The organism is Paenibacillus sp. CECT 9249, from assembly GCF_918697855.1.
Lineage (GTDB): Bacteria > Bacillota > Bacilli > Paenibacillales > Paenibacillaceae > MSJ-34.
This window is the reverse complement of the sequence record NZ_CAKKLI010000017.1, coordinates 82312-95979: the sequence shown is the minus strand read 5'-3', so window position 1 is coordinate 95979 and position 13668 is coordinate 82312. Positions and strand designations below refer to the sequence as shown.

11 protein-coding genes are annotated in these 13668 nt (G+C 51.8%); all 11 read left to right on the top strand.

The window, feature by feature from the left end:
* Positions 1–133 precede the first annotated feature (133 nt).
* The 11 genes from LQ229_RS14175 to LQ229_RS14125 all read left to right on the top strand — a co-directional run bounded on the left by LQ229_RS14175 (position 134) and on the right by LQ229_RS14125 (position 13651).
* On the top strand, positions 134–400 hold the full coding sequence (locus LQ229_RS14175) for a helix-turn-helix domain-containing protein (protein WP_055109595.1): 267 nt from the start codon (positions 134–136) through the stop codon (positions 398–400).
* A gap of 830 nt (positions 401–1230) precedes the next feature.
* Positions 1231–1608: a TnpV protein gene (locus tag LQ229_RS14170; protein ID WP_230192090.1), complete on the top strand. Its 378-nt coding sequence runs from the start codon at positions 1231–1233 to the stop codon at positions 1606–1608.
* Between the two features lie 158 nt (positions 1609–1766).
* The gene (locus LQ229_RS14165; protein WP_230192092.1) at positions 1767–7700 is read left to right on the top strand and encodes a DEAD/DEAH box helicase family protein; all 5934 of its coding nucleotides are present in this window, start codon (positions 1767–1769) and stop codon (positions 7698–7700) included.
* Between the two features lie 181 nt (positions 7701–7881).
* Positions 7882–8166 (top strand): hypothetical protein, encoded by a 285-nt coding sequence (locus tag LQ229_RS14160; protein WP_007130982.1) that lies wholly within the window; start codon positions 7882–7884, stop codon positions 8164–8166.
* 49 nt (positions 8167–8215) lie between these two features.
* Positions 8216–9166: a DUF3991 domain-containing protein gene (locus LQ229_RS14155; RefSeq protein ID WP_007130981.1), complete on the top strand. Its 951-nt coding sequence runs from the start codon at positions 8216–8218 to the stop codon at positions 9164–9166.
* 164 nt (positions 9167–9330) lie between these two features.
* Positions 9331–9621, top strand: coding sequence for a type II toxin-antitoxin system Phd/YefM family antitoxin (locus tag LQ229_RS14150; RefSeq protein WP_007130980.1), 291 nt, complete (start codon positions 9331–9333; stop codon positions 9619–9621).
* Positions 9599–9916 (top strand): type II toxin-antitoxin system RelE/ParE family toxin, encoded by a 318-nt coding sequence (locus tag LQ229_RS14145; protein ID WP_007130979.1) that lies wholly within the window; start codon positions 9599–9601, stop codon positions 9914–9916. The genes LQ229_RS14150 and LQ229_RS14145 overlap by 23 nt, the downstream gene beginning before the upstream one ends.
* Positions 9917–10244: 328 nt before the next feature.
* Complete coding sequence (mobC, locus tag LQ229_RS14140) at positions 10245–10541, top strand: plasmid mobilization relaxosome protein MobC (protein ID WP_230192089.1); 297 nt, start codon at positions 10245–10247, stop codon at positions 10539–10541.
* A gap of 17 nt (positions 10542–10558) precedes the next feature.
* Positions 10559–11965 carry a relaxase/mobilization nuclease domain-containing protein gene (locus LQ229_RS14135; RefSeq protein WP_213594308.1) on the top strand — a complete coding sequence of 469 codons (1407 nt, stop codon included), beginning with the start codon at positions 10559–10561 and terminating at the stop codon, positions 11963–11965.
* The gene (locus LQ229_RS14130; RefSeq protein WP_040739002.1) at positions 11874–12749 is read left to right on the top strand and encodes a PcfB family protein; all 876 of its coding nucleotides are present in this window, start codon (positions 11874–11876) and stop codon (positions 12747–12749) included. Before LQ229_RS14135 ends, LQ229_RS14130 begins: the two co-directional genes overlap by 92 nt.
* A complete protein-coding gene (locus LQ229_RS14125) occupies positions 12746–13651 on the top strand; it encodes a hypothetical protein (protein ID WP_007130975.1) in 906 nt (301 codons plus the stop codon). The genes LQ229_RS14130 and LQ229_RS14125 overlap by 4 nt, the downstream gene beginning before the upstream one ends.
* The last annotated feature ends 17 nt before the right edge of the window (positions 13652–13668 follow it).

Sequence of the window (13668 nt, the reverse complement as noted above, 5' to 3'; positions counted from 1 at the left end):
CCGGAAAGTCCAGTCCCAGATGAAATTTTCAAAGAACGAGCCTGGAAATTTCGAGGCCGTTTTCCATCCCCCTCAGGGGATGGAAACTAACCTATAAGAGCTTTCAAAAGATACTATACGAGGAGGACGTACAATGAATGATCTAGCACGCTACAAGCTGATCGCGGGAGCAGCCGTCCCGCCAGCTGCAAAGCTGTTGTACGGCTATTTGCTGGATAGTACGGGCGGGCGACACAAGTTGGTCTACCTGTCCAGTACAAAAATGGCAATCGATGTAGGTTTTTCTCCTTCGACGGTATGTCGAAACTTGCACCGTTTGCAGAGTAAGGGCTTGATTCGGATCATGACCCGCTATTCGGAGGAGGGGATTCAACTGGCCAATCAGATTACGATCTTATGAAAGGAGAAAGGTACCGTTGACCTCGAAAATACAGCATATCGTTGATTTGTCCGTTCATGCCGCCCGCACGGTTGTGGAACATCCCGACCGTTGGGCGGATTTTTTATCGACAGCGGCGTGGAACTACAAGTATCCGTTTCAAGATCAGTTATTAATCTATGCACAGCGGCCCGATGCTACAGCTTGCGCATCCATCGACGTCTGGAACAAGCGGCTCAACCGTTGGGTCAAACGCGGGGCGAAAGGTATTGCACTTATCGAAGACCGGGGCAACCATTTTGGGTTACGGCATGTGTTTGATATCTCGGACACGCAAAGCCGAGATCCTCGACCGGTCTCGCTTTGGCGCATGGAGCCGGGCGATATAGCGGTCGTTACGGAAACGTTGAACAATGCGTTTGGCGAGCAGGAACCGGATGCGGCATGGCCGAATGCGCTGCTGAGCGCAGCCCGGAACGCGGTGGATGACAACAGTTCGGATTATGTGGATTTGCTTGTTCGAGAGCTTGAGGGCAGTCTGCTTGAAGAACTGGAACGCCAACCTGTGGAAGTGCTATTCCGTCAGATTGCGTATCATTCCGTTGCCTATATGGCACTAACCCGCTGTGGTATGAACGCCTCTCACTATATTGGACGGGAGGACCTTTCAGGCATCGGGAATTTCAATACACTGCCCGCTCTTTCGCAGCTTGGAGCAGCGATCAGCGATATCGCGGAGATGATGCTGCGGGAAATCGAATCGACGATACGGGTGCAGCGGCGTGTAGAACGTCAGACTTCACAGGCTAGAGACGTTCGCACCGTTGCAAGAGAAACGGCCTTGACACAAAATGAAGCTAAACGATTGCCAGAAAGGACGGATGAACATGGAAGTGACTTACACCCGTCAAGGGGACTATCTGCTGCCCGACCTGACACTGACCGAGGATCATCAACTGATCGGCAAGTATGGGATGTTGCGCAAAAACTACCTGAAAACCGAGAAGAAAGGCACATACGCCAGCCTGCTGCTCTCGGGCGAACTGCACCAGCATCTGACGGAAATCGATCGGTCGGCGCGGACGCAGCTCGAACAGTCGATGAACGAACTGCTCCGTCTGCACCCGGCCCCGGACAAAGCGAGCGATCCGCTGGGCTGGACGGGTTACATGAACAGCCTGAAGCAACAGGTGGAGGAGACCATTCTGACAGAACTGATTTACAACTAAAATGGTATGATCGAAAAACGGAAGATCGGAGTCTTCCGTTTTTTCATGACCATCATGCCATCAACGATCTACTGCGCACCGCTCCTTTACTGAAAAGCAAGTCGGAAATCGAGGCTTTCTTCGCCGCACATGAAAATGAAGGGGAGCGGGCGTTGTATGTGCGTAGCCTGTTTGCGCCGGGTCAGTCCGAGCTTACGCTGGACGAAGACCTTCTCATCGGGTATGAACCGTATCGCAATGTGCTCCATCTTTGGACGGGTCCGGCAACCGAACCAACCGCACAAAGTTTTTACGATTGGGAAGTGATCGCCGGCCATATCAACAGTATGATAGTACTTAACGAATTTGACCCGGCACGAAAGACGGAGCCATCGGTTCAGCAGCAAACCTTATTTATGGAACAGGCGGAGGCGGATACAGCCTCCGCTTTTGTCTGGCCGCAGGCGGTGATCGATGCGATTCTCCAACAAGGAAGCGGCTTTGCCAACAGTAAATATCGCATTGCTCTCCATTTTCAGCAATCGTTATCGGAGAAAGAAAACGCCGAATTTTTGAAACGGGAATATGGCACGGGCGGGCGCGCCCCTGTACTGATCGGCACGGATATTTATGAGCATCATGATAGCAAAGGCATCACGTTGACCCGACGTTCAATGACGGATCAAGAGCAAAAGCTGGTGTTGCCTTGGATGAAGGTACAGAAGCGGATCGGCGAGTTGCTGGCGGCGGGACGTTATCTGAATCGTTTGGAAACGGAACGACTTCCTGCATTTGCCGAGCAACTGGAGGGGCGCCGCGGGCAGATGGCCGAAGAAGCGTCTGCTCGCGAACGGTTGGAACAAGAACATCCGTCCTCCTCACAGCAGTCGGAGACGATGGAGCGGAAGCAGGCGCGTTATGCCTATGCGCCCGGCGATACGGTTTTTTTTGGCGCGGACGAATATGAGATTTTGCTGGTGGAAAACGGTAACGTGATGCTGCGGGATGTTCATTTTCCGCTTTTCACCAAGGAACTGGAACGCCGAGATTTTGAACGCATCCTGCGTGAAAATCCGCTTAATGATCATCTGCTAACTGATGAACAAGGAGTGGAAACCGAAGCGGAGGAACCTGCCGGAAAAGAAATAGAGCCGGAGCTTTCGGATGGAGATGAGCCGAAGTCTGCCTCGGCATCCCTTCAGTTAACCGAACAAGTATCGGATGAGGCGCATAATGAGGAAGCACCCTCTGCTCCTTCCGCTGTCGAGGATGTACGGTCTGTTGCACCGCAAACGACTGCGGTGAATTACCGTATCACCGATGACCAGTTAGGGCATGGCGGAGCCAAGGTTAAGTATGGTTTTAATGTAGCCGCGATTCGCTTGCTCAAACAATTGGAGCTAGAAGGCCGCCAGGCAACTGCGGATGAACAGGTCGTTCTCGCCCGCTATGTCGGATGGGGCGGAATCCCACAAGTATTTGACGAAGCGAACGCGCAATGGACGGCCGAATATGCCGAACTGCAATCGTTGCTGGAACCGGACGAATATGCGTCCGCTCGCGCATCAACGCTGAACGCTCACTATACGTCTCCAGTTGTCATTAAAGCAATCTATGGTTGTCTGGAAAGGATGGGCTTTCGCAACGGCAATATTTTAGAGCCTTCCTGCGGGATCGGCAATTTCTTCGGGTTAGTTCCGGAGTCGTTTCAAGACTCGCAGCTATTTGGTGTAGAACTGGACAGCATCACAGGTCGCATCGCCAAGCAGCTTTACCCGCAGGCGACGATTGCGATCAGCGGGTTTGAGGAAACCGCTTTGCCGGACAGTTTTTTTGATTTGGCCATAGGGAATGTTCCTTTCGGCGGGTATGGTGTGGCGGATAAACGCTACGACAAGCACAAGTTTCTCATTCACGATTACTTCTTTGCGAAAACATTGGACAAAGTGCGTCCGGGCGGCATTATTGCCTTTATTACGTCCAAAGGAACGATGGATAAACAGAACCCGGCTGTCCGCAAGTATATTGCGGAACGGGCAGAATTGCTGGGTGCGGTTCGTTTGCCGAACAACGCTTTTCAGTCCAACGCCGGAACGGAAGTGACGGCGGATATTTTGTTTCTGCAAAAGCGCGACCGAATGGTGACTGTCACCGAACAAAGTGTGGAATGGATTGGCTTGGCAGAGACAGCCGAAGGCGTGCCGATCAATGCGTACTTTGCTGCGCATCCTGACATGGTGCTTGGGACGATGGCGTTTGATGACCGGATGTATGGCAATAGACAGGAGACGACTTGCAACCCGTACCCGGATGCTAATTTAAGCGAACTGCTGGGAGAAGCACTGACCAATATCCATGCCGATTGGGTGGAGGTTGAGAGGGAAGTAATGCCGGATGAAGAAGACACGTCCCTCCCGGCCGATCCGACCGTGCGCAATTTCAGTTATACCCTTGTGGACGGCCAACTGTATTACCGCGAAAACAGCCGGATGCACCGAGTGGACACGTCGGCCACGGCCGCCGGGCGAATCAAAGGTATGATCCGATTGCGGGATACGGTGCGCGAACTGATCGAATACCAGACGGAAGATTATAGCGACGAAGAGATCCGGGAACAGCAGCGGAAATTGAATGCGCAGTATGATCGTTTTACCGCCCAATACGGTCTGATCAACAGCCGCGCCAACAGCCTGGCATTCGCCGACGATAGCGCCTATTTTTTACTTTGTTCATTGGAAGTGCTCGACGAGGAAGGGAAGCTGCTACGCAAAGCCGATATGTTCACGAAGCGTACGATTCGGCAGCGCACGACCGTTCGGCATGTGGAAACGGCAGAGGAAGCGCTGGGCGTCTCCATTGGAGAAAAAGCACGTGTCGATCTCCCCTATATGCAAGAATTGACCGGCATGACAACGGAACAGCTTGTTCAGGAGTTGCGCGGCGTGATCTTCCCCAACCCGGAAAGACTGGATGAGAAAGGACAGCCGGTTTTTGAAACGGCGGATGCTTATTTGTCTGGCAACGTTCGTGACAAACTTCTGATTGCACGGCGTGCCGCCGAAATGGATGCAGAGCGGTACGGCGAAAATGTCAAAGCATTAGAAGCGGTGCAGCCGAAAGATTTGGATGCTTCCGAGATTGATGTGCGGTTAGGAGCGACGTGGCTTCCTCCGGAAGTGATCCGGGAGTTTATATTCGAACTGGTGGACACGCCATACATGTTCCGGCAGTCTATCGACGTCTTGTATTCCGAATATACAGCTGCCTGGAATGTCCGAGGGAAAAGCAATGACCGCAGCAACAACATTAAAGCCAACGTGACCTTCGGAACGAATCGTGTGAATGCGTATAAGATTTTGGAAGATACCTTAAATTTGCGAGATGTGCGCATTTTCGATACCATGCTGGAGAATGGCGTGGAAAAGCGAGTTTTGAACAAGCAAGAGACCGCAATTGCCCAACAAAAGCAGGAGATGCTGAAAGAAGCGTTCCGCGATTGGATTTGGAAAGACCCGCAGAGGAGGGAACGATTAACGCGCTTGTACAATGATCGTTTCAATGCGATTCGCCCGCGCGAGTATGATGGCAGTCATATTCGGTTTACGGGAATGAATCCGGAAATCCGGCTGCGCCAGCATCAAGTCAATGCGGTTGCCCGGGCGCTGTATGGAGGCAATTCCCTTTTTGCTCATTGTGTAGGCGCAGGCAAAACGTTTGCCATGACCGCTGCGGCCATGGAAAGCAAGCATCTTGGCTTATGCAGCAAAAGCATGTTCGTTGTTCCTAATCATTTGACGGAGCAGTGGGCAGCGGAGTTTTTGCAGCTCTATCCATCGGCCAATATTCTGGTAGCGACCAAGAAGGACTTTGAAACAAAGAACCGGAAGAAGTTTTGCGCGCGGATTGCCACCGGCGACTATGACGCGATCATCATCGGACATTCGCAGTTTGAGAAAATTCCCATATCGATGGAGCGCCAACGTCAACAACTGGAGGAACAAATTTACGAGATCACAAGCGGCATTCGCGAGCTGAAGGAGGCCAAGGGCGAACGGTACGCGATCAAGCAACTGGAGAAGACGAGGAAGACGCTGCAAACCAAGCTGGCAAAGCTGAACGATACCAGCCGCAAGGATGATGTGGTCACCTTCGAGGAGCTGGGAGTGGATCGGCTATTCGTGGACGAGGCCGATTCGTACAAAAACCTGTTTCTTTACACGAAAATGCGCAATGTGGCCGGACTGTCGCAAACCGAAGCGCAGAAGTCGTCGGACATGTTTGCCAAATGCCGCTATCTGGACGAACTGACCGGAGGCCGGGGTATCATCTTTGCGACGGGTACGCCGATCTCCAATTCCATTACGGAAATGTATACGATGCAGCGCTACTTGCAATATGAGCGGCTGCGAAAGCAAGGATTGCAACATTTTGATTCCTGGGCTTCGACGTTTGGCGAGACGGTCACGGCGATTGAACTGGCACCGGAAGGAACGGGCTATCGAGCGAAAACCCGGTTTGCCCGTTTTTACAATTTGCCGGAACTGATGAATATGTTCAAGGAAGTGGCTGACATCCAGACGGCGGACATGCTCCAGCTTCCCGTACCGAAATCCCATTTCCACAATGTTGCCGTGCCGCCAAGCGACTTCCAGCGGGAAATGGTCGCGGATCTCGCCCACCGTGCTGAGCGGGTGCGAGCCAAGGAAGTAGAGCCGCACGAAGACAATATGCTCAAGATTACGAATGATGGGCGTAAGCTGGCACTGGATCAACGGCTGGCCAATCCGATGTTGCCCGATGACGAAGGCAGTAAAGTGAGCGTTTGTGCGGACAATGTGTTTCGGCTATGGAAGGAACACGAGGAAAAGCGGCTAGCCCAACTGGTGTTTTGCGATCTATCCATCCCAAAGCAAGACGGAACGTTCAATGTGTATGACGAACTGCGACGCAAGCTGACAGAGAAAGGGGTGCCTACCGAGGAGATTGCGTACATTCACGATGCCAACACCGAGGTGAAGAAAAAGGAACTGTTCGCCAAGGTGCGGACTGGCCAGATTCGTATACTGCTCGGATCGACATTTAAAATGGGGGCGGGCACCAATGTGCAAACGAAGCTGATTGCGCTTCATGATCTCGATTGCCCTTGGCGCCCGCGCGACCTGGAGCAGCGAAGCGGACGCATTATCCGGCAAGGCAATGAGAATAGCGAGGTACACATTTTTCGGTATGTGACGGAGAACACGTTCGACGCTTATTTGTATCAGACGCTGGAGAATAAACAGCGCTTTATCTCGCAAATCATGACCAGTAAATCGCCGGTACGTTCTGCCGAGGATATCGATGAAGCAGCCCTTTCTTATGCCGAAGTCAAGGCGCTGGCAACCGGTAATCCGTATATCAAAGAGAAGATGGACCTGGATATCCAGGTTTCCAAGCTTAAGCTGCTCAAGGCTAATCACTTGAGCCAACGCTACGCATTGGAGGATCGGTTGCTGAAAGTATTGCCGCAACAAGTCAAATCTACAGAAGATCGAATTGCCGGATATGAACAGGATGTCGCTCTATATCTGCGTTCCAAATCGGCTGTGCCGGAGGGAACGGATGAATCCAAGTTCCCAGGTATGGTCATTAAGGATTTTACCTACACGGAGAGAGCGGCAGCAGGCGCGGCCTTGCTGGAGGCGTGCAAGGGAATGACTTCATCCGAGCCGCAGGAGGCGGGCAGTTATCTCGGTTTTTCCCTATGGTTATCCTTTGACAGCTTCCATAAAGAATACAAGGCGACCCTGCGCGGCGCATTGGACCATACCATCTCGCTAGGGATGGATGCAGGCGGCAACATCACCCGGTTGAACAATATGTTGGCGGATTTGCCAGCCAAACTGGAACATAGCCGCCAGCAACTCTCCACGCTGCTCCAGCAGATGGAAACAGCGAAGGAACAAGTCGAAGCTCCTTTCGAGAAAGAACAGGAGCTGCTAACGAAATCGGCGCGACTCGCGGAACTGAATGCCCTGCTTAATATGGATAAGCGGGAGAATGAAGCCGTGGACAGCGTTCCGGACGAAGAACCGGAAGCGCCCGAACGGCGAGTGGTGGGCCGTGGGCGATAACGGCCTGACACCGTCGTTCCTCCCCCTGAAAGGGAACTTCATGCTGACCATTACGGAGAAGAACATGGTATCGGTGCGAGCATTTCACAGGTCGAAGATCGCTCACTTGTTAAAATTATCAATTTCATGACGAATGGGACTCCGGTTTTGGGGTCCTTTTCTCGTTTCCGGAGGAATGAACATGTTGTATGCCAGCCCAAGCGGCGGATGCTTTTGTCCGATTTTGCCGCCTTTTGGTTACGGAACCAGCTTGATCAAGGAGGGAGAAACCGTGCCATCGTTGGAGTTGATATCCAAAGAGAAAAACGGATTTGGCGACACGTATTATTACATCCGCGACTCAAACGGGGTGACCAGTCAAGTTCATGAAGGCGATTTAGACGCATTCATGAACAAGAAAGGCGTTACGAAGTTGAAGGAAGGCAGAGCTTATACGTACCCCAAAAAGAGGGGGAAGGCACGATGAACCATAACCCCATCGGACGCTGCCTGGATTTCCAAAAGGAGCTGCGGCAATGAGCTATGTAAACAAGGAACAGATCGAACGTGCCAAAAGACTGGACCTGCTCACATATTTGCAAATGTACGAGCCGGCAGAACTGGTCCGATGCTCCCGCAATGTCTACACCACCCGGACACACGACAGCTTGAAAATTTCCAACGGTAAATGGTACTGGTGGTCAAGGGGGATCGGCGGGCGCTCGGCGCTGGACTATTTGATCAAAGTGCGGGGCATGTCTTTTCCCGATGCGGTGCTGCAAATGGAAGGCGTTCATCCAGGCAGCGCACCTGCATTTTCGCAATCTTTGCAACAACGCTCATCTCCAGCGCGGTTTGAACTTCCTGAACCGAATCGTACATCGCATCGCGTCATGGCCTATCTCAGCAAACGTGGTATCCATCGCACGTTGATCGACTACTGTCTCGAAACGGGGCGTTTGTATGAAAGCCGCCGCTATCACAACGCGGTATTCGTCGGTTTCGACCAGCAAGGAACGCCGCGCTATGCGGCGATACGCGGTACGACAAGCACTCGTTATATGGGGGAAGCCGCTGGCAGCGACAAGCGGTATTCGTTTTCCATTCCGGCCTCGGGAAACTGTACGGAACTGCATCTGTTTGAGAGCGCTATTGATCTCTTATCCTACTGTACGCTGGAACATCTCGCTGGCCGGGATTGGCGGCAGGCGCATAAGCTGTCGCTGGCCGGAATATACAGGCCCAGGACAAATGGGGAGGACTCTACTCCCCCGTCTGCCCTAACGCATTACTTGCAGTGCTTTCCCCAGGTGAATCGACTTGTCCTGCACCTGGACAATGATGAGCCGGGGCGATTGGCGGCAGCCACGATACAGAGGCTCCTCTCCCCCGCCCTTCTCATATCCGATGAGCCGCCTAAGTTCGGAAAGGATGTAAACAACGATTTGATGGAATTCCGAAGAAGACGCGGTGAACCATCCCGATAGCGGTAGACGCTGAACGGTTGGCGTCTTTTCTTTCTGGGCTACGGAAAATTTTCACAGCATGTGGATAAGATGTGAATATATGGGGATAAGTGCAGCCGCATTGATTGTATAGCATGTAATAGGTATAATAAAATCAATATACAGCTATGCAAGGAGTGACCAAGATGATTATCAAACCTTCCGCCAGTATCCGGCAAAACTATAATGAAATCGCCGATCTATGCAAAACATCCGGGGAACCGGTTTATCTGACCAAGAACGGTGAAGGCGATCTTGTCGTAATGGACATTGATACGTTTTCCCGTCGCGAGAAGATGTTAAAGCTGCGTGAAGAACTGCTCGCTGTGCAAGAAGATCGTTTGGCGGGCCGTGTTGGCGTGACGCCGGATGAACTGGACGCTTACCTGGAGGGCATTATTGACGAGGTGCAGCATGGAAAAGATGCCCCGTTATAAGATCATCGTCTCCGATCGCGCCCGCCAAATGCTGGCGACTCATGTGCGATTTCTTGCGGAGAAAAGTCCGGATGCCGCGCGAAAAACGAAAAACGAATTACTGCAAGCGATACGTTCCTTGGCGCGAATGCCGGAGCGCTATCCTTTTCTGGAAGCGGAATTTATCCCGTCAAACAAGTATCACAAGATGTTCGTGGAAAAATGGTATCTGGTGTTATATCAAATTCAGGATGAAATCGTGTATGTCGATTACATTGTAGACTGCCGTCAGGATTATCGCTGGTTGGTGAGATAACAAAAAAGTTCGAAGGAAGGCGCTGAGCGGATCGGCGTCTTTTTTGTGTTTTTTGGGTCCCTCTCTTTTTCCCGGCAGGTGCCTTGAAGGCAACGCGAGACGAATGTCTCGTGTTGCAGCAAGCACTGAATTTGGATATCCAAATTCGTTTGTTAGGGGTACAACCCCTAAGACCCCGTTTACACGATGCTATTGTCTCGATGCTCGAATTTTCCCGCGGCGATGAGATTTTCTGTCGGAAGCTCATGTTCGGAAAGGGGTGATGCAAATGAGGAAACGACCAATCTCTTTTCTGGTTCGCTTAAATGAAAGCGAGCATGCTCGCCTTATGACAGAAGTGAAAAAAACGGGACTTTCTCGGGAAGCGTACATTCGGGCATTGATCAATGGGTATATTCCCAAACCGCTACCGCCCCTGGATTATTACGCGATGATGCGTGAACTGAACGCTATTGGGAATAACCTGAATCAACTCACTGTGAAGGCCCATACGACTGGACATCTGGAACGGGCTGCATTTCAGGTGGAAGCCGACCGCTTGCGCCGCGCAGTCCAGCAGATTCAACAGGCTGTAACCGAACCGGAACGAAGACCACCAGTGCATCCAAATGTGCATCCGCCGTAAGGGGGGGGGAATTTCACGTGGCAACGACCGCAATCTGGGGGGTGACCGACAGGCTTAAGCGGGTGCTGGATTACGCCGCAAATCCTGACAAGACAGCAGAACGTAGCGAAGGTGGTTTGGAGCAGGTACTCGCTTATACACAGGCGGATGCCAAAACGGAGAAGCAACTATATGTCAGCGGTGTCAACTGCGATCCGTTAACGGCTTATGAGCAGATGCAGCGGACGAAGCGGCGGTTTTTTAAGACGGACGGCATTTTGGCCTTTCACGCCTATCAAGCGTTTGCGCCGGGGGAGACAACGCCGCAAATCGCTCATACCATCGGTGTTAAGTTAGCGCAGGAGTTGTGGGGGGAGCGCTTTGAAGTCGTCGTATCGACCCATTTGGATAAACTGCATGTGCACAATCACTTTGTGTTAAACTCGGTTTCCTTTGTGGATGGGAAACGGTATTACGACAACAAAGCTTCCTATGCTCTGCTGAGGCAGACATCCGACCGGCTTTGCCAGGAACATGCGCTATCGGTGATTGAGCATCCCGAACCGAGCAAAGCCAAGCATTATGGAGAATGGAAAGCGGAACGTGAGCGAAAGCCAACATGGAGAGGGCTAATCCGGCAGGACATCGATCAGGCTATTGCATCTTCCATGACGATGACACAGTTTTTTGCCCATTTACAAAAGCAAGGTTATGAGCTAAAAACGGCGGTTAAACATATGGCGATACGGCCGCCTGGAAAGACACGCTTTGTCCGTTTGCGCAGTCTAGGCGATGGCTATACCGAGGAAGCGATCAAGCAGCGAATATTGCGAAACCGAATACCTGAACGGGAAAGGCCATCCCATGTCCGCAGACGACGTGCCATGTGTAAGAGCCATGTTCGGTCTGGTCGCAAATTGCGCGGCTTGCAAGCTTTATATATCCGCTACTTGTTTGAAATGGGTGTGCTTCCTAGAAAACGAAAGCCTGTCAAAAAGCCATCCTTTAGACTTCGGGAGGATTTGAGACACTTGTCGGTATTGATGGAGCAAACCAAGCTGCTATGCAAGTATCGCCTCACCCATCAAGAGGAGCTTCTCGCTTTCCGTGACAGGTTGGAGGAACAGATCCAATCCCTGCACCTGAAGCGCAAGTCGTTGTACAACCGAATTCGCCGCTGCAAGGATGCTGGCCAGCGAGAACAATACAAAACGCAAATTGCTGTTTGTTCTAAACGGCTTGCCTCGCTTCGAAAGGAGGTGAAGCTGGTTCAAGGCATTTTGGAGCGATCAGGAGAATTACGAGAGACGTTAAACAGAAGTGGCGCACAGGATCGAAAGGAGGAAATTTTCGATGAGTACCGAAACGGAAGCCGCCAATCAGGTTGTCAACATGAGCTTGAAAAGCATCGAAGTCATGGCCAAGATTTCCGGCGAAGGCGCTAAGCATTTGGCGGTATATTTGTTTGCGGCCTTGCAAGGACAAAAACGAACAAAGGGCAGCATCCGGTTGGAGAGTTTGCTGCGCAGTGGGAAAGAATTAAAGGTATTTGCGGTCAAGAACGAAGACCTGGCAACCTTCTGCAAGGAAGCCAAGCGGTATGGCGTGTTGTACTGTGCTTTGCGCGACAAAAAGAACGTGGACGGGATGTGCGATGTGATGGTCCGGGCGGAGGATGCGTCCAAAATCAATCGGATCGTGGAGCGTTTCCACTTGGCCACTGTGGATACCGCCAAAATTAAGAGTGAAATTGAAAAATCCAATGGAATGTCCGAAGCTCCTGCTGTGGAACAAGGACATGAACCAGGTCACGAGCAAGTTCAGGAACAAGAGCTGTCGAAGGAAATCGCAGAAGAAAGGAATACGGACGACTTGTTGGATGAATTGATGGGAAAGTCCGAACTGCCGGAGCCGACTCCATCGGAGGACGACCATTCAACAGCGGAGAAGGAACCGGCGGAAACGTCCCATCCGTCCGAGAATACCTTCGAGCGCAACGAGGTTACCGCAAGGGATACTGATCCACCTTCTCGTCAAGAGCCGGAGCGAGTGTCCGTCCGTCAATTATTGCGGGAAATACGCGAAGAGAACCGGCAGCAAAGGATATGGGAGAAAGACAGACAGCCGCGGGAACAAGCGGAACCGTTGCCGTCTCGAAAGGAGCGGATAGCCGCCGATAAACAACAAGCCAACAAAGCAAAAGGACGAAAGCGAGGGAAAGCCAAATGAGCGAACTGGATGATTTATTCCGACAGGATGCTGCGGCTTCCTCTTCTTTCCGTACAACCGAACCATCCTTCGATAAAGAAGCATGGGTGCAAAAGAAACAGGAGCTGCGGCAATGGACATATGATACGATTGATGCCACCACCTTGTCGGTGATGCAGAACGGTGAGGCGTTCCAGCAATATTTGGATGTCCAGAGCCGCTTTGACCGCTATAGCGTGGCCAATGCGTTGCTGATTCTGGCGCAGCGGCCAAACGCGACTCGCATTGCCGATTTTGACACATGGAAGGAACAAGGGGTATTCATTCGTCGAAAGGAAACAGGGTTTTACATTCTGGAACCGGGCGAAACCTATCAAAAGCAGGATGGCAGCACCGGTATCAGCTACAATCCGAAAAAGATGTTTGATATTGCGCAAACGACCGCCGCGTTGAAACGGGAAGAACCGGCATTCCCGGATGATCGCGCCCGTATTAAAGCGTTAATTGACCTCGCCCCTGTTCCGATTGGCATTGGTGATGCGTTGCCATCGGTAAAGCACGCGTTCTATCAGCCAGATACAAAAAACATTACCATTCGTCGCGGGCTTGAGGCCGGCGATATTTTTCGAGCGCTTGCCCAAGAACTGACACATGCTGAACTGGATCGTGGCGATGGACGGTACAACCGCTCAGATAACGAGTTTGTTGCCTACTCCGCTTCTTATATGTTGTGCAGGCAATTTGGTGTTGCAACCGACACCTTCCGCTTTGATCGAGCGCCGGAGAAGTGGAACGGGTTGGAACCGCAGCAAGTTCGTGCCGAGTTGACGCTCATGAAGGAAGCTTTTCAACAAACATCCCAGAGAATGAACCGGAACCTGTCACAACAGCGCCAGCCTAAACGATACGATCCGGTTCGCTAAGTTTTGTCTGGAGGGAG